The organism is Exiguobacterium sp. s7, from assembly GCF_018618195.1.
GTDB lineage: Bacteria > Bacillota > Bacilli > Exiguobacteriales > Exiguobacteriaceae > Exiguobacterium > Exiguobacterium mexicanum_A.
Window position 1 is genome coordinate 86,653 of sequence record NZ_JACSLO010000002.1, and the last position, 17,152, is coordinate 103,804.

Consider the following 17,152-nt stretch of genomic DNA (forward strand, 5'->3'; position numbering starts at 1 on the left):
TTATGATTTGAGCGATTACTATATATAGTGACGACTGCTTTTTCAAAACGAGGGAAATTTGAACGCTCACTAGCATCGAACTGAAAAGTGAGGTAGATTGAGGGAGTACGATTTGAAATCAAGGTAAAAAGAAGGGTTTAACAAATGAGAGCAGAAGACTTATTATTAGCATGGGACCCACTCGGTTACGGGCTTGGGTCGTATGGACCAGAGTTTGATGATATCGCCTTGGCGCTCATTCACGTCAATTCGATCGATCAATTGGATGACGTGATTCGACAGATCTTGACAGACGCTTTTGGCGACTGTCCAAGTGAACCAGAAACACGGGCCATGGCGGCACGACTACTCGCGTCTTCAGAATCTTGTCAACTATAAGGGGGAACCACGATGTTACGTATCGATCCAACACCGAATCCAAATGCAATGAAAATTACACTTCCTGAGAACGTCTTCGGCGCGAAAAGCCAAAGCGTGAAAGCCGGCGAAGAGACGGACCAACCGCTTCTCGCGAAACTCGTCGCCATCGAAGGCGTCGAGAGCGTATTCGCCTATGGCGATTTCGTCACGGTATCGAAAGAAAACGGCGTCAGCTGGGAAGCCATCTTGCCGCACGTCGAAACTGCTTACCGCGGATGAACCCGCTCGTTTCCATCGTCATCCCGGTCCATTCGCGGGAGACGGAACTGACGGAACTGCTCGAATGTCTGGTCGTCCAGACGTTCGGGGAGTTTGAAGTACTTGTGATCAATAATGACGGGCCGCCAAAACAGCATCTTTTGGCGCCTTTTTTGAATCGATTATCGATTCGATATATCGAGCTTGGCGAGAATCATCATGTCAAAGCCCGCAATCGCGGCGTACAGGAAGCGAGCGGCGACTATATCCTGTTGCTCGACGATGATGATTTGCTCATGCCGACCCATATCGAACAAGCGCTCGAGGACATCCGTTCGGCCGACCTCGTCTTCACGGACGCGGAACTGTTCCGCTTTACGTGGGAAGATGGGCGCCGTCGTGTCACCGACTGGGAGGCATTCGCCTACGCCCTCGATTTGGAGCGACTTCGCCAAGACTCGACGTTTATCCCGTCCGGTACGCTCTATCGAAAACAGCTCCACGAGACGATTGGATCGTTCGACGAGGACGTTTATAACTACTGGGATTGGGATTTCATTCTACGTGTCAGTGAGGTCGGGACGATTCGTCATCCGGCCCGCGCGACGGTGCTCTATGCGTTCAATGGCACCGACAACTTGTCGGCCAAACAAGACGAGACGCGCCGTCGTTACTTTGATCGGTTCTGTCACAAGCACGGTTTGGTCAATATGGAAATGAAGAACTTCCATATCGTCCAAGCCGAACGACGGGACTATGTGAGACAGACAGAGAGAACGTTCACAGGGGCGTTCCCCGGTAGAACGGAAGGAGAATAACTATGTATACATCGAAAGAACTAGAATTGCTCGAGCTGCTCGAAGAGAAAGGCTACCTCGAGACGAAACTGTTGGCGAACTTGCTCGCGACCGACGAGGCGACTGTCGAGGCGATGCTCGAAAAGTTCAAGGCGGACGGCATCTTGCTCGGCTTCCGGGCGATGGTCAACTGGCAAAAAATCAATCGCCACGATGTCACGGCGTTCATCGACGTCAAAGTTACTCCGAAACGGGGTCGTGGTTTCGATGAGGTCGCGGAACGTATTTATCGCTTCCCGGAAGTGACGGCGCTCTATTTGATGTCAGGGGCTTACGACCTGCAAGTCGTCATTCGGGCGAACTCGCTTCAAGACGTCGCGTCGTTCGTTTCGGACAAATTGTCACCGCTTGACTCGGTCGTCTCGACGACGACGCACTTCAAATTGAAGACATATAAGCATGATGGCATTTTATTCACCCCGCAAGTCGAAGACAAACGGTTGAATATTACGCCATGAAGTCACTATCCCAACAAGTCGTCTCAATGAAGCCGTCCGGCATTCGCCGATTCTTCGATTTGGCGCAAACGATGGAAAACGTCGTCTCTCTCGGGGTGGGAGAGCCGGATTTCATCACGCCGTGGAACGTGCGCGAGGCGAGCTATGCGGCGCTCGAGCAAGGCTACACGGCCTATAGCGCGAACGCCGGTCTCCTCGAGTTACGTCAAGAAATCGCTGGTTACATGGCGGACCGGTTCGGGGCGACATATGACCCGGCCACGGAACTGATCGTCACGACGGGCGCGTCGCAGGCGCTCGATATCGCCTTCCGGGCTCTCCTCAACCCGGGTGACGAGGTCATCGTCGTTGAACCGGCTTTCGTCTCGTACGGGCCGCTCATCGAGCTCGCCGGCGGGACGGTCGTCCCGGTCGCCTGTCGTCCGGAGAACGGGTTCCGTCTGAACCGGGAAGACGTCGAAGCGGCGATCACGGAGCGCACGAAAGCGATGCTCCTCTGCTTCCCGTCAAACCCGACCGGAGCGACGATGACGGGTGAAGAACTCACCGAGATCGCGGAACTCGCGACGAAACATGACCTTTGGGTCGTCAGTGATGAAATTTATGCCGAACTGTCATATGACGAGCCGTTCACAAGCTTTGCGACGCTTCATGATATGCGCGAGCGGACGATCGTCGTCAACGGGTTCTCGAAGGCGTTCGCGATGACAGGCTGGCGGCTCGGGTTCACATGTGCGCCGGAAGTCGTGACACGGGAGATGCTCAAAGTTCATCAGTACGGCATGATGTGTGCCCCGACGCTCGTTCAGTTCGGCGGTCTCGAGGCACTGAAGAGCCGTGACCAGCATGTACCGAAGATGGTGAAGAGCTATCGGCAGCGCCGTAACTACTTCATCCAGGCCCTCAATGATGCCGGGTTACCGACGCACGTACCGGGTGGGGCGTTCTACGCCTTCCCATCGATTCGCCACACTGGATTGACGAGCGAAGAGTTCGCCGAGCGTCTCTTGCTCGAGGAACGGGTCGCGGTCGTGCCGGGCAACGCCTTCGGCGCGAGCGGTGAAGGCTTCGTCCGGGCTAGTTACGCGACGTCGGTCGAACAATTACAAGAAGCGATTCGTCGCATCGATCGGTTCATGAAACAGTTCGAAGTGACGACGACAGTGACAGACTCTCAGCGATGAGGGTCTGTTTTACGTTTTAGTGGTATAATAGATGGGAAAAGACGAGCGAGGTGAGGTCATTGGAACGAGTGGATTTTGTAGCAATCGGATGTGGCCCGTACAATCTCGGCTTGATGGCGCTCAGCGAATCGACCAAATTGACGGGTATATGTTTTGAAGAGCGGGCCGACTTCAATTGGCATGAAGGAATGTTGCTCGAAGCGGCGACGATGCAGACGCATTATTTATATGACCTTGTGACGCTCGCCGACCCGACGAGCCGGCACAGCTATTTGAACTACTTGAAGCAGGTTGGCCGGCTGCAGACGTTCATCGTCCAGGAAAGTCCGACGATTCCCCGGACAGAGTTCAATCGCTATTTGCAGGCGATCGCTGCCTCGCTCGACACAATCAAGTTCTCGCACCGGGTCGTCGACGTCCGTCCGGCACAGGACGGCTTCCTCGTCACGGTCGCGACGCCTAAAGGCGAAGAGACGCTATCGACGCGACACGTCGTCATCGGGACGGGGGCAGAACCGCTCATCCCAGAGGCGTTCCAAGACGTCGTCCATACGAGTTCGTATCGAATGGAGCGGGAACGATTGCTTGAAAAGGACCGCATCGTCGTCATCGGCAGCGGGCAGAGCGCGGCGGAGGTGTATCTCGATTTATTGAGTCGATCCGATAAAACGCGGCAACAAATCGATTGGGTGACGCGCTCGGACGTGTTCGAGTCGCTCGAGAGCGGCAAACTCGGGGAAGAAATCTTCAGCTTGTCGTATGTCGAGTATTTCAATCGATTACCGTACGCGGAACGTGAGCAACTTGGGAAGTCGTTCGAACGATTCCGCAATGGCGTCAACCCAGAGACGCTCCGTGCCATCTATGGGGCGTTATATCATCGGACGGCGGACGGGACGGACCAAGCGACGAACTTGTGTACCCAAATCGAAATCGAGCGCGTATCGCACTCATCGAGCTATATGGTCGAAGGGACTCAGCAGCATAGCGGTGAATCGTTCACGAACGAATATGATGCGGTCGTGGCGGCGACCGGGTATCGACCGCGGATTCCGGAGTGGGTCGAACGATTTGACATCGAATGGGAAGCGGAACGACTATGGCGCGTCAACAACCTCTATCAAATCGCGACGGAGACTAGGTTGACCGGCAGTCTGTTCACCCATACGAACTTGGAACATTCGCACGGGCCGGCGGCAACGAATTTAGGGATGGCCGTATATCGGAACGCGATTATGTTGAATGAAATGGTAGGGGAGACGGTGTTTGAGGTGGCCGCACAGCGACCGTTTACAAGCTTTTGAACAAAAAAAGGGCTAGGCGTTAGCCTAGCGGAATCAGGGGGGAATACTTGAAGTCTTGCTTGATTTGTATTTACCCGACCCGTCGACTTTGAAACACGAAAATAATCCCAAATAATCTTTTTTACTAATTTGTACACTTTATCGAAAAAAGTATGTTATAGTAAGTTGATGAATTTAGCATAGGAGTGTTTGTAATGGCAAAATACGAAAAAGATCAAGTTTTAAAAGGTAAAGTAACAGGAATCCAACCTTTCGGTGCGTTCGTCGCACTCGACGACGAGACTCAAGGTCTCGTCCACATCTCTGAAATCTCACACGACTACGTGAAAGACGTGAACGAGTACGTTCAAGTCGGTCAAGAAGTTGAAGTGAAAATTCTTGATGTTGATGAAGCATCTAAGAAAATCAAGCTTTCAATGAAAGCGACACAAGAAGCTCCAAAACGCGAGAAGTCGGCTAAGCCAGCTCGTCGTGGCGCACCACGCCGCAACGAAGCTTCAAACTTCAAGCAAGAAGAAGCTCCAGGATTCACTGTCCTCAAGGACAAGCTCGAAGACTGGATCAAAAACACGAACTTCAAGAAGTAAGTGATTGAGACGACCTGCCATGTGCAGGTCGTCTTTTTTTGTACAGGAAATGTCCCGCTCGTTCACGAACAGTACAGAAAAGGAGTGAGGACCATGAGAATCGGAATCATCGGTACGGGTGGGATTGCCAAGACTGCCCATATCCCGCAATACATCGCGGCAGGGGCTGACGTCGTCGCCGTCATGAATCGGACCCGTGAGCGCGGGGAAGCGGTGGCTGAACAGTTTGGAATCGAACGGGTGTACGAGACGGTCGAAGAGATGCTCGTCACAGAACAACTCGATGCGGTCAGTGTATGTACGCCGAACGCGCTCCACAAAGCGCAAGTCATCGCCGCACTCGAGGCAGGATGCCACGTCCTCTGTGAGAAGCCGCCGGCCATCTCGGCCCGTGAGGCGAACGAGATGCTAGAAGCGGCCCGGAAGGCAGAGCGGACGCTGCATTACGGATTCCATTATCGGCACCGGTCGGACACACAACTATTGAAACGTATGATCGATGCCGGGGAACTCGGTCACGTCTATGCGGCGACGGCCCTTGCCCTGCGGCGTCGTGGCATCCCGGGATGGGGCGTGTTCACGGATAAGGAACTGCAAGGAGGCGGTGCACTGCTCGATATCGGGGTACATATGCTCGACCTCGCCTTGTATTTGATGGATTATCCGAAGCCGGTCGATGTGATCGGTCACGTCGGTCAATACCTCGGCACACGGCCTGGTGTCGGGCTGATGGGTGATTGGGACGCGGAGGCGTTCTCGGTCGAAGACACGGCCCGGGCGATGGTCACGTTCGACAACGGAGCATCTTTGTTTTTAGACGCGAGTTTCATGGCCAATGTCGAGGCGGCTGACACGATGCGGGTCGAACTACGGGGCACGATGGGCGGGGCGTCGCTCTTTCCTCTCCAACTCCATACGGAAGAGCATGGCGCCTTATTCGATAAATCACCGGCCCATCTGACGCTCCAAGATCCTTACGCCAGTCAGATTCGCACGTTCCTCGAGGCTTGTCGGCACGAGCCATCGTACCTGCAAGCAGAACAGGCGGTGACGCTCCATACGATCATCGACCGTATCTACGCTCAGGCCTGATTGCTTTTCAATCATAAAAAACAGGGTATATAGTGTAGGTGTTACATATTTTCGAAGGAGGATGAAACATGCACAACTTTGAATACAAGAACCCGACGAAACTTATTTTCGGGACACATCAGATTGAAAAACTCGCGAGCGAGTTGAAGGCGCTTGACGCCAAGAAAGTGATGCTCGTCTATGGAGGCGGGAGCATCAAGAAGAACGGCACGTACGATGAAGTCGTGGCGGAACTGAATAACGCCTCGATCGATTTCGTCGACTTCTCAGGCGTCGAGCCGAACCCGCGCATCGAGACGGTACGTCGTGCCGTCAAACAAGCGCGTGAAGAAAACATCGACGCATTGCTCGCAGTCGGCGGCGGTTCGGTCATCGATTGCACGAAACTCATCTCGGCGGCCATCCCGTATGAAGGCGACGCTTGGGACATCGTGCTCCGTGACCACATCCCGACGGAAGCGATCCCGTTCGGTACGGTGCTCACGCTCGCGGCGACCGGTTCTGAGATGAACTCAGGTTCGGTCATCACGAACTGGGAGACACAAGAGAAGTACGGCTGGGGTCACCCGCTCGTCTATCCGACGTTCTCGATCCTCGACCCACGTTACACGGTATCAGTGCCAAAAGACCAAACGATTTACGGCATCGTCGACATGATGAGCCACTGTTTCGAGCAGTACTTCCACCCGAACCATGCGCCGGTTCAAGAGCGGATGACGGAAGGCGTGTTGAAAGCGGTCGTCGAATCGGCACCGAAACTCGTCGACGATTTAGAAAATGTCGACTTGCGCGCCATCATCTTGTTCTCAGGTACGATCGCCTTGAACGGTGTGCTCCAAATGGGTGCCTCGGGCGACTGGGCATCGCACAACATCGAACATGCGGTCTCGGCTGTCCATGACATCCCGCATGCAGGCGGACTCGCAATCCTGTTCCCGCGCTGGATGGAACATGTACTCGATGAAGACAATGCAGCACGTTTCGCACGCTTAGGCACAGAAGTGTTCAACGTCGAACCGGCTGACACGGATTTGGAAACGGCGAAGCGTACGATTGCAGCCGTTCGTGCCTTCTTCGATGAGCTCGGCGCGCCAAGCTCGCTCCGTGACTATGATATCGACGAGTCGACGTTCGACGCCATCTTGGATTCGGCGATGAAACGCGGGGCGTTCGGTCGCTTCCGCACACTCGAACGTGAAGACGTGGCAGCGATTCTTGAGTTGAGCAAATAAGGCGATTTGATGCCTATTTTGCAATAATGATTGAACGAATCCGACGTTTCCGTTTATGATGGGTCATGTATGGCTCATCAAGGAGCGATTTAAAGGAGGAAATGACATGTCAACTGTACGTTTCGATTATTCAAACGCCCTGTCTTTCGTCGGGGAACATGAAGTCGATCAATTGCAAGAAACCGTGAAAGCAATGCATTCGGTCATCCATGACCGCAGCGGGGCAGGTAGCGATTTCCTTGGGTGGGTCGACCTCCCAACAAACTACGATACGGATGAGTTTGCCCGCATCAAAGCGGCCGCGGAACGAATCCGTGAGAACTCGGACGTCCTCGTCGTCGTCGGGATCGGTGGATCATACCTCGGCGCACGCGCGGCCATCGAGATGCTTCAACATTCATTCTTCAACGTATTGTCAAAAGAAGAGCGCAACGCGCCACAAGTCTTCTTCGCCGGTCACAACATCTCGTCTACTTATTTGACGGAGTTGCTCCAGGTGCTCGAAGGCAAAGACGTCTCGGTCAACGTCATCTCGAAATCGGGAACGACGACAGAGCCGGCGATCGCGTTCCGTGTCTTGAAACAATTCATGGAAGAAAAGTATGGTCAAGACGGTGCTCGTGAGCGCATCTATGCGACGACAGACCGTGCCCGTGGCGCCTTGAAGACGCTTGCGGATGCGGAAGGCTACGAAACGTTCGTCATCCCGGATGACGTCGGAGGCCGCTTCTCGGTCCTCACACCGGTCGGACTCCTTCCGATCGCTGCGGCAGGCATCGACATCGATGCCCTCATGGAAGGTGCACGCGACGCACAAAACGCCTATTCGTCACCAGAGCTCTCTGAGAACGAGGCGTACCAATATGCGGTCGTCCGTAACGCCTTGTATGCGAAAGGCAAGTCGATCGAGTTGCTCGTCAACTACGAACCGGCCCTTCACTACGTGTCGGAGTGGTGGAAACAGCTTTACGGCGAATCAGAAGGAAAAGACAACAAAGGGATCTTCCCGGCGGCTGTCGACTTCTCAACCGACCTCCACTCGATGGGACAATACATCCAAGAAGGTCGTCGTGACTTGTTCGAGACAGTCATCCGTGTCACGAACGTCCGTCACGCGATGAACGTGCCAGAAGACGCGCAAGACCTCGACGGCTTGAACTTCCTCGCTGGCGAAACGATCCAATTCGTGAACGACAAAGCGGCTGAAGGAACACTCCTTGCCCACACGGACGGAGAAGTACCGAACCTCGTTGTTGAATTGCCAGAGATGACGCCGTACCACCTCGGTTACTTGTTCTACTTCTTCGAGAAGGCATGCGCGATGAGCGGATACATTCTCGGGGTGAACCCGTTCAACCAACCGGGCGTCGAAGCGTATAAAGCGAACATGTTCGCGTTGCTTGGAAAACCAGGTTACGAAGAACAAAAAGCTGAGCTTGAAAAGCGCTTGAACCAATAATTTCGAGTAGGTCCGCTCCGGCGGGCCTATTTTTTTGTTTGAAACTGGGGGAAGACAAGGTAAAGTGAGAGTAGACAGGGGAAAGAAAGGGATGGACTATGTTGACATTCACGGACTACTATCACAATAAAGTCGAGTTGAGCTTCGCGCACTATCCATTTTCGGATACGCCGCTCCACGTCTGGGTCGTCGCCCGCTATGAGAATCAATGGGTGCTGACGAAGCACAAGCAGCGCGGGCTCGAGTTCCCAGGCGGAAAAGTTGAGCCCGGCGAACATGAGGATGATGCCGCGATTCGGGAAGTGTATGAAGAGACGGGTGGTGTCGTGAAGACGCTGCACTATCTCGGACAATACCGTGTGCTCGGGCGCGGGGACACGGTCATCAAAAATATTTACTTCGCCGAGATCGAGCGCTTCGATGACCATCCGGCCGTTGACGAGACCGACGGCGCGGTTCTCATGAAGGAACTGCCAACGAATCTGCTCCGGAACAACCGGTACAGTTTCATGATGAAAGACCGGGTGCTCCCGGAAACGATGAAGGTGCTCCATGAAAAACGAATGGTTTGACCGGATCGAGGTCCTCCCTCCATATGCCGGTTATGCGGTCCACCGTGGCTGGTACGCTACGCGCGATGGTGAGGATGTCGTCGCCTATACGATCACGCCGACGCGACCGAACGGGCACGTCCTGTTTTATTTGCGCGGCGGAACAGGACGCATCGGGGACGTGCGCTTGCCTCGGTTGATGCAGTTCGCGGCCAAAGGCTTCCACGTCGTGGCGCCTGTTTATCGGGGTAACCATGGGGGGAGCGGGAAAGAGGACTTCGGCGGGGCCGATTTAGAGGATGTCTTGTCCCTCTATGATCGCGTCCATCGAACGGACACGCTCATTCATGCCCTTGGCTTCTCGCGCGGGGGCATGATGGCGTTGTCGCTCGCCGCGGAGCGGCCGCTCACGTCTGTGACGTCATGGGCGGGTGTCACCAATTTGGAATGGACGTACGAAGAGCAACGCTCGATGCGGAAAATGCTCCGCCGTATGACCGGGGGTGACCCGGAAGCGGCTCGTGAGGCGTATGTGGAGCGTTCACCCCTCTACAAGGACTGGGAGGCCCCGACGTTATTGATTCACGGGACAGACGACGAGCAAGTGCGGCTCCGCCATGCGACAGCCGTGGCCGAACGGATGGGGGAGCGGGCCGAACTTTGGATCGTCCCGTTCGCTCATCAACTCCCGTTTTGGGAAAAGTGGAAGACGACCGATGAGGCGATGGACTGGATGTTAGCCGTCGCACCAAAAAATGACTAGCGCCTAAATCAGGCGCTAGTCATTTTTTATTACACGATGATTGGGCCGGCTGCGACGACCGCCTCACTCGCTTTCGTGAATCGTTTGAAGTTGTCTTGGAACTTACGGGCGAGCGCTGCCGCCTCGGCGTCGTAGCGGGCCCCGTCTTTCCATGTGCCCCGTGGGTTGAGCACGTCGTCTGGCACCCCGTCGATGTGGCGTGGAATCTCGACGTTGAAGATGTCATGGCGCGTCGTCTCGACGTCACGGAGTTTCCCGTTGACGGCCGCGTTCACCATCGCCCGTGTATAGGCGAGCTTCATCCGCGATCCTTCGCCGTATGCGCCGCCGGTCCAACCGGTATTGACGAGATAGACGTCGACGTCATGTTTCTCGATCAACGTGCCGAGCATGTCGGCGTAGCGTTCCGGTGCGAGCGGCAAGAACGGTGACCCGAAACATGTCGAGAAGGTCGCCTGCGGCTCCGTCACGCCGCGCTCCGTGCCGGCTAGCTTCGACGTATAGCCTGACAAGAAGTGATACATCGCCTGCTCCTTCGTCAATTTGCTGATTGGAGGCAGGACGCCGTACGCGTCGGCCGTCAAGAAGACGATCGTGTTCGGATGCCCGGCTCGTGACGGAAGCATCGCGTTATCGATAAATTGAATCGGGTAGGCGGCCCGTGTGTTCTCAGTGAGTGAGATGTTCTTGTAGTCTGGTGCCCGTTCCTCGTCCAAGACGACGTTCTCAATCAACGAGCCAAATCGAATGGCATCGTAGATTTGAGGTTCGTTCTCACGCGACAAGTTGATCGTCTTCGCGTAGCAACCGCCTTCAATGTTGAAGACGCCGTCAGGAGACCAACCATGCTCGTCGTCCCCGATTAAATGACGTTCTGTGTCGGCCGATAGCGTCGTCTTTCCGGTACCCGATAGCCCGAAGAAGAGAGCCGTCTCGCCGGCGTCCGATACGTTCGCCGAGCAATGCATCGACAAGACGTGCTGTTCCGGTAACAGGAAGTTCATGACTGAGAAAATCGATTTTTTAATTTCGCCGCCGTATTCTGTTCCCCCGATCAGAATGGTCCGTTTGGCGAATGAGACGAGAATGAACGTTTCGGAGTTCGTCCCGTCGACTTCCGGATCGGCCTTATAGCTCGGTGCATAGATGACCGTGAACGGATCAAAGGCACCTCGTGTCGGCCATTCGCGCAAGAACAACTGTTTCGCGAACAAGTTGTGCCACGCGTATTCTGTGATGGCCCGCACTGGAAGCGTATAATGCTCGTCAGCCCCGGCAGACGCCTCGAGATAGTAGAGCTTGTCTTTCGTCTCGAGATGCGTGAGCACTTTATCGAGCAGTGCCGTGAACTTCTCTTCTGCGATCGGTTGGTTGACCGGACCCCAGTCTACTAAATGATTGCTGACTTCATCTTGCACGACGAATTTGTCTTTCGGTGACCGTCCTGTGAATTTACCTGTACTGACCGATAAAGCCCCGTCTTTCGTCAGTACGCCTTCCCCGTTGCGAATGGCTTCTTCCACCAATTCTGGAACCGTTAAGTTCCGCATCATGTCGGCACCTTTAATTAATTCTTCGATTTTCAGGAGCGTTGTCGCCATCCTGAATCCCACCTTTCCCCTAAATAGATGTGGATGAAATCCGCATACTTCCGCGTTTTATTAGTATGACGTTTTTATTATATGTGACATACTAATCAAAAACAAGCCTTTTTTATCCTTTAAAGTAAGCGCTTTCTTACACTGTCATTCTAACATATTCTGTACCAGGTCATAGTACAAAATCGAAAACCGACAAAAAAATGTTTGATATTTCACAAACATAACTATTGCGAGTTCGTGAAAAGTTTTACGAATTCAGTCGATACGCTTGACAGAACGGGGTGTCATTTATATGATGGTCTTCGTAACGGATACTCTTATTCTGAGCGGTGGAGGGAACAAGGCCCTACGAAGCCCAGCAACCGTCCGATTTGTCATTGTTATTCGGAAAAGGTGCTATCCTGAAGCGAAGCGCAAGCTTCGAACGATAAGAGGGTAAGGAAGAACGATTCAACCTTTCCCATTGAACATGGCGAAAGGTTTTTTTCATTACCGTCCCAAAGCAACGCGTAAGGGGAACGAGTACCGTCCACACATCACCCTTATTATAGGAGGTTTTTCGAAATGGCAAACTTGAACCGTCGACTTTTCACTTCGGAGTCCGTCACGGAAGGACATCCGGATAAAATTTGTGACCAAATCTCAGATGCGATTTTGGATGCGATTTTAGCTGAAGATCCAAACGCCCGCGTTGCGGCTGAGACATCTGTCACGACAGGTCTCGTGCTCGTAGCAGGTGAGATCACAACATCAACTTACGTGGATATCCCGAAAGTTGTTCGTGAAACAGTTCGTGAGATCGGCTACACACGTGCAAAATATGGTTTTGATGCAGAGACTTGTGCTGTCCTCACATCGATTGATGAGCAATCGGTAGACATCGCCCAAGGTGTCGACCAAGCGCTTGAAGCTCGTGAAGGACAAATGACTGAAGAAGAAATCGATGCGATCGGCGCTGGTGACCAAGGTCTCATGTTCGGTTACGCAACAAAAGAGACACCAGAACTCATGCCGCTCCCGATTTCACTCGCACACAAATTGTCACGTCGTTTGGCAGAAGTTCGTAAGAACGGCACGCTCGCTTACCTTCGTCCTGATGGTAAGACACAAGTGACGGTCGAATACGACGAAGCGAACAACCCAGTTCGCATCGACACAATCGTTATCTCGACGCAACACGCCGAAGACATCACACTCGAACAAATCCAAGCTGATTTGAAAGAGCACGTCATCGACGCGGTCATCCCGTCTGAACTCATCGACGCGGATACAAAATACTTCATCAACCCGACTGGCCGTTTCGTCATCGGTGGACCACAAGGGGATGCAGGCCTCACAGGACGTAAGATCATCGTCGATACGTACGGTGGTTACGCTCGCCACGGCGGCGGCGCGTTCTCAGGTAAAGATCCAACCAAAGTTGACCGTTCAGCGGCGTACGCGGCTCGTTACGTAGCGAAAAACCTCGTTGCAGCGGGACTTGCTGACAAAGCAGAAGTTCAACTTGCATACGCGATCGGCGTTGCCCACCCGGTATCGATCGCAGTCGACACGTTCGGCACAGGCAAATTGAGCGAGACTGAGCTCGTCGAACTCATTCGCGAGAACTTCGACCTCCGTCCGGCCGGCATCATCAAGATGCTCGACCTTCGCCGTCCAATCTACAAGCAGACAGCAGCTTACGGCCACTTCGGTCGTACAGACGTTGAACTCCCATGGGAGCAAACGGATAAAGCGGCAGTGCTTGAAGAAGGCGCGAAACGCTTCGCATAAGACAGTAAAAACGACCTTTCTCAGTGAAAGGTCGTTTTTTTGTTAGGCTTGTGTTTTGTTGTCATTCGATGATTCGTTATTGCTTGATGACGTGTCGGATGAAGTTTCTTGCCCGAGCGCCGTATCTTTCGCATCGACGACTTTCTCGCCGATCGATTGAAGATCTGACTTCGCTTCTTGCGCCGTGCCGACGACTTTGTTCACGTCTTCTTTGACCGTGTCGACTTCACCAGCGACTTTCTCGTATACGTTTTGAACGTCAGTGGCAACTTCTTGGATGATTCCAGAAGCCGATTTCACTTGGTCAATGACTTGTGAGGCCTTTCCGGCTGGGTCTTGTTTGACCGTATCGACGAGACCGCCGACCGACGATTTCGCGCTCGAGAACGATTGTTTCGTGTTCTCACGGTTCGACGTGCTAAGTAAGGCAAGCAGACCGCCGACGAGGGCGCCGAGGAGCATCCCGGTCACGACGGTGATTTTAGGGCCACCTGCATTTGCTTGGTCAAACTGACGATTTGGATTGTTGGCTTGCTCTACTTTTGGATCATGTTGTAGTTTCGGTTCCATAGTAACACTCCTTTTTGTAAGTTGGCATTGATACTCTTATACCCGAGTCAAAATGGAAAATAACGTCTTCCTTCATTTCGACATCAAAAAGTAATGAGCGGGCAGGATATTTTTTTGCTGATGGGGAATGATACTACTAGATTGGCCAAAAGGGGGATGCCGTTATGAAGATCAGGGAAGCTGTACCAGAAGATGCCGCCACCATCCGCGATATTGCGCTCGCAACGGTCAGTGAACAAGACGAGGTTCGTTCAAAAGTAATGGAACGGGCTTATCAGCAAGAAGAGATCGTCCGCGCCATCAGTTCAAGCGAGGAAGCGAAAGAGCAGTTGTTCATTGTCGGTGAAGCCGAAGGCGACGTCATCGGGTTCTATCATGCGATCGACCGCGGGGATACGTGGGAAGTGCTCCGACTCTATCTTCATCCGACCCATCACCGACAAGGTCTCGGAACGGCCTTATTGTCTCATCTGCGCGAACGTAAAGTTCAACCGATCGAACTGTACGTCGAGAGTTCGAACGAGCAGGCGATTGCCTTTTTGAACCATGAGGCGTTCATCGAGTTGAATCGGATTCAAGAGGAAGTGTACGACCAACCGATGGAACTGATTCATTTGCGCTATGACCCGAGCTAAGACCCTAGACGGATTTTCTGACAAACATCAGTCTCGGCTGATGTTTTTTGTTAGTATAAAAACATGGACATAATAAAATGAGGTGACAGTATGACATACGAAGAAGAATCACGAAAAGGGGTCATCGTGATCGTCTATCCGCTCCAGTTCACGTCACGCTTGAGCGAGGCGTTTTTAGGACGGTTACGTGACGAATATGAAGTTCTCGTCGTGACCGGACAGACGGTCGGCTTGACGGCGGAAGACCATAAGCTGTTAATCAAGAACACGCTACGCGAGGCGAGCCAGTACAAACTGCCGATTCACGTCATCGCCTTCAGTCTCGGGGCGTTGTTAACGAACCGATTGCTCCAGGAATACGATGTGCCGCTCGGCAGTTTGACATATATCTCACCCTTGTTCGACTGGCATCCGTCCCGCCAAATCGGCGGATTGAAACAAGTCGTCGCGAGTGCGGTCGACCGTTTCCGTCCGGATTTGCCGCTCGGCATGATGACGTTCATGGGTGCAGGCGAAGAGTCGTCCCGCTTTGGTGAGATCACCTACGGGCAATACCGGGAAATCGAGGAAGAAATCGTCGAGCATCAAGAAGAGAAGAAACATTTGCCGCGCCTCCCACTCGCTTGCTTCTATGCGCCGGACGATCGCTTCGCCGATGTGAAGCTGACGCTCAACGTCTGTCGAAAAATCGGCGGCGATCAAGTATACATCCGCCGGCTCGAAGGCTTCCCGCATTTCGGCTATGAACGATTGAACACGAAGTTCGCGGAGACGCTCATCACGTTTTATGAATTGATCCGAGAATGACAAAACAGGCGACTCGCTCGAGTCGCCTGTTTTCATGCACGTTTTTCAATCGCCACGATGAACGGGGGATGATTGATTTGATTGATGAAGCCGTAACGGAGGACGCCGGCCCGCTTTTGGTCGAGTGCCTCGACGTAGGCGAGCACCTCGTCGCGCTCGATTTTGCCGCTATCATGGCCATGATAGATGACGACGACGATGACACCACCGACGGCCATGACGTCGAGCAGTTGCTCGAGGGCGTCGATGGTCGTATTGCCCGTCGTCGTGACCGACTTGTCGCTTCCCGGTAAATAACCGAGGTTGAACACGGCGGCTGTGATCGGGCGGGTCTCGTCCGCTACAATTTCTCGGACGGTGTCATGGCTGTCGTGGATGACAGTGACGCGGTCCGTCAATGCTGCTTCCTCGATGCGAATGCGTGTCGCCTCGACCGCCGCTGCTTGGACATCAAACGCGTAGACGTGTCCCGCCGCCTCGACGAGTTCGGCTAAAAATAATGTATCGTGCCCGTTGCCGGCCGTCATATCGATGGCGACGGCACCAGGTGTGACGTGTTCACGGAGTAGGTACTTCGCGAACGGTAAGACTCTCATTAATCCCATGGCTCTCATCCTTCTTTTTTCCTTGGAAGGAATCACGACGCACTAGTTCGGCATCGATGGCGTTCAAAACGGCCATCTTGTGCCGGCTCCACGTCGGACCGATCAACAGATCCGGTGGCCCGTCACCGGTCAACCGATGGATGACGATCTCGGGCGGTAACGTCTCAAGCTGGTCGCAGACGAGGGAGACGTAAGTCGTCTCGTCCATGAGCTCGAGCAATCCTTTTTCGTACTGACGGGCGAGCGGCGTGTGCTTCAAGACGTGGAGCAAATGGATCTTGATTCCTTGTATGTCCATTTTAGCAACTTCTCGCGCCGTGTCGAGCATCATCTCTGTCGTCTCGCCAGGGAGACCGTTAATGATATGGACAACCACGCTTATATTGCGTCGGCGGAGCTTGGCGAGACCTTCGAGGAACGTCTTATAGTCATGGCCACGATTGATTTTTTTCGCTGTCGCATCGTGAATCGTCTGTAGACCGAGTTCGACCGTGAGGGACGTCCGCTCGTTCAACTCGGCGAGATAGTCGACGACGTCGTCCGGCAGACAGTCCGGTCGGGTCGCGATCGATAGACCGACGACACCTTCCTCTTTAAGGGCAGGCTCGAACAATTCCCGGAGCCGGGCGACGGGGGCATACGTGTTGCTGAACGCTTGGAAGTAAGCGATGTAGCGGGCTTCTTTCCACTTTCGATGCAACCGTGCTTTCACTTCGGCAAATTGGACCGGGATCGGATCGCAGGCGTTGCCGGCAAAATCACCGCTGCCGTCGTCCGAACAGAACGTACAGCCGCCCTTCGAGACGAGCCCGTCCCGGTTCGGACAAGTGAAACCGCCGTCGAGCGGTACCTTGAACACTTTCCCGCCGAACTCACGGCGATATGCTTCATTTAATTTGTGGTATCTGGCGTCACCAAATGGATGTTGCATGAATATCCTCTCCTTCTTTGCTCATGCTATCACAAGCTCTCCTCGTGTTTACTTCATAATAAGTAATTTTTCTTGACAGTTATGGGGCGTTCCGTTAGCTTGGAGAAGGACTTATTCTTGATTCG

Annotated in this window: 19 protein-coding genes and 1 riboswitch; of the genes, 15 read left to right on the forward strand and 4 right to left on the reverse strand. The window is 53.6% G+C overall.

What is annotated here, in order from left to right:
* Positions 1-144 precede the first annotated feature (144 nt).
* From KNP79_RS03015 to KNP79_RS03070, 12 genes are all read left to right on the forward strand, one after another.
* On the forward strand, positions 145-378 hold the full coding sequence (locus tag KNP79_RS03015) for a DUF1871 family protein (protein WP_215191257.1): 234 nt from the start codon (positions 145-147) through the stop codon (positions 376-378).
* A 12-nt stretch (positions 379-390) separates the two neighbouring features.
* Positions 391-639, forward strand: coding sequence for a NifU N-terminal domain-containing protein (locus tag KNP79_RS03020; RefSeq protein WP_034778343.1), 249 nt, complete (start codon positions 391-393; stop codon positions 637-639).
* Complete coding sequence (locus tag KNP79_RS03025; protein WP_138859140.1) at positions 636-1,436, forward strand: glycosyltransferase family 2 protein; 801 nt, start codon at positions 636-638, stop codon at positions 1,434-1,436. Before KNP79_RS03020 ends, KNP79_RS03025 begins: the two co-directional genes overlap by 4 nt.
* A gap of 2 nt (positions 1,437-1,438) precedes the next feature.
* A complete protein-coding gene (locus tag KNP79_RS03030) occupies positions 1,439-1,933 on the forward strand; it encodes an Lrp/AsnC family transcriptional regulator (RefSeq protein WP_021065542.1) in 495 nt (164 codons plus the stop codon).
* Positions 1,930-3,117, forward strand: coding sequence for an aminotransferase (locus KNP79_RS03035; RefSeq protein WP_138859141.1), 1,188 nt, complete (start codon positions 1,930-1,932; stop codon positions 3,115-3,117). Before KNP79_RS03030 ends, KNP79_RS03035 begins: the two co-directional genes overlap by 4 nt.
* A gap of 68 nt (positions 3,118-3,185) precedes the next feature.
* The gene (locus KNP79_RS03040; RefSeq protein ID WP_371743413.1) at positions 3,186-4,421 is read left to right on the forward strand and encodes a lysine N(6)-hydroxylase/L-ornithine N(5)-oxygenase family protein; all 1,236 of its coding nucleotides are present in this window, start codon (positions 3,186-3,188) and stop codon (positions 4,419-4,421) included.
* Between the two features lie 194 nt (positions 4,422-4,615).
* Positions 4,616-5,008, forward strand: a complete 393-nt coding sequence (gene yugI, locus KNP79_RS03045) for a S1 domain-containing post-transcriptional regulator GSP13 (RefSeq protein WP_016509788.1) — start codon at positions 4,616-4,618, stop codon at positions 5,006-5,008.
* A gap of 93 nt (positions 5,009-5,101) precedes the next feature.
* Complete coding sequence (locus KNP79_RS03050) at positions 5,102-6,100, forward strand: Gfo/Idh/MocA family protein (protein WP_215191261.1); 999 nt, start codon at positions 5,102-5,104, stop codon at positions 6,098-6,100.
* Between the two features lie 68 nt (positions 6,101-6,168).
* The gene (locus KNP79_RS03055) at positions 6,169-7,332 is read left to right on the forward strand and encodes an iron-containing alcohol dehydrogenase (RefSeq protein WP_034778331.1); all 1,164 of its coding nucleotides are present in this window, start codon (positions 6,169-6,171) and stop codon (positions 7,330-7,332) included.
* Positions 7,333-7,438: 106 nt separating this feature from the next.
* Complete coding sequence (locus KNP79_RS03060) at positions 7,439-8,791, forward strand: glucose-6-phosphate isomerase (protein ID WP_215191262.1); 1,353 nt, start codon at positions 7,439-7,441, stop codon at positions 8,789-8,791.
* Between the two features lie 98 nt (positions 8,792-8,889).
* The gene (ytkD, locus tag KNP79_RS03065; protein ID WP_034778327.1) at positions 8,890-9,363 is read left to right on the forward strand and encodes an RNA deprotection pyrophosphohydrolase; all 474 of its coding nucleotides are present in this window, start codon (positions 8,890-8,892) and stop codon (positions 9,361-9,363) included.
* Positions 9,344-10,105: an alpha/beta hydrolase family protein gene (locus tag KNP79_RS03070; protein ID WP_214788836.1), complete on the forward strand. Its 762-nt coding sequence runs from the start codon at positions 9,344-9,346 to the stop codon at positions 10,103-10,105. The genes ytkD and KNP79_RS03070 overlap by 20 nt, the downstream gene beginning before the upstream one ends.
* A 29-nt stretch (positions 10,106-10,134) precedes the next feature.
* Here KNP79_RS03070 and pckA read toward each other — a convergent pair whose 3' ends face one another.
* Positions 10,135-11,706 carry a phosphoenolpyruvate carboxykinase (ATP) gene (pckA, locus tag KNP79_RS03075; RefSeq protein WP_215191264.1) on the reverse strand — a complete coding sequence of 524 codons (1,572 nt, stop codon included), beginning with the start codon at positions 11,704-11,706 and terminating at the stop codon, positions 10,135-10,137.
* A 314-nt stretch (positions 11,707-12,020) separates the two neighbouring features.
* A riboswitch (SAM riboswitch) is annotated at positions 12,021-12,140 on the forward strand.
* A gap of 130 nt (positions 12,141-12,270) precedes the next feature.
* On the opposite strand from pckA, the gene metK reads away from it, so the two are divergent.
* Positions 12,271-13,479, forward strand: coding sequence for a methionine adenosyltransferase (metK, locus tag KNP79_RS03080; RefSeq protein ID WP_034778319.1), 1,209 nt, complete (start codon positions 12,271-12,273; stop codon positions 13,477-13,479).
* Between the two features lie 42 nt (positions 13,480-13,521).
* Here the strand turns inward: metK and KNP79_RS03085 are convergent, their stop codons facing one another.
* Positions 13,522-14,049 carry a hypothetical protein gene (locus tag KNP79_RS03085; protein ID WP_215191266.1) on the reverse strand — a complete coding sequence of 176 codons (528 nt, stop codon included), beginning with the start codon at positions 14,047-14,049 and terminating at the stop codon, positions 13,522-13,524.
* 164 nt (positions 14,050-14,213) lie between these two features.
* Here KNP79_RS03085 and KNP79_RS03090 point away from each other — a divergent pair, with 164 nt between their 5' ends.
* Together KNP79_RS03090 and KNP79_RS03095 are read left to right on the forward strand one after the other, a co-directional pair.
* Positions 14,214-14,684: a GNAT family N-acetyltransferase gene (locus KNP79_RS03090; protein ID WP_034778317.1), complete on the forward strand. Its 471-nt coding sequence runs from the start codon at positions 14,214-14,216 to the stop codon at positions 14,682-14,684.
* A 90-nt stretch (positions 14,685-14,774) separates the two neighbouring features.
* On the forward strand, positions 14,775-15,491 hold the full coding sequence (locus tag KNP79_RS03095) for an alpha/beta fold hydrolase (RefSeq protein WP_034778316.1): 717 nt from the start codon (positions 14,775-14,777) through the stop codon (positions 15,489-15,491).
* Positions 15,492-15,523: 32 nt separating this feature from the next.
* On the opposite strand, the gene mnmM is transcribed toward KNP79_RS03095, so the two are convergent.
* Together mnmM and mnmL are read right to left on the reverse strand one after the other, a co-directional pair.
* Complete coding sequence (mnmM, locus tag KNP79_RS03100) at positions 15,524-16,096, reverse strand: tRNA 5-(aminomethyl)-2-thiouridylate-methyltransferase MnmM (RefSeq protein WP_215191267.1); 573 nt, start codon at positions 16,094-16,096, stop codon at positions 15,524-15,526.
* Positions 16,050-17,027 carry a tRNA modification radical SAM protein MnmL/YtqA gene (gene mnmL / locus KNP79_RS03105; RefSeq protein WP_215191269.1) on the reverse strand — a complete coding sequence of 326 codons (978 nt, stop codon included), beginning with the start codon at positions 17,025-17,027 and terminating at the stop codon, positions 16,050-16,052. The genes mnmM and mnmL overlap by 47 nt, the downstream gene beginning before the upstream one ends.
* Between the last annotated feature and the right edge of the window lie 125 nt (positions 17,028-17,152).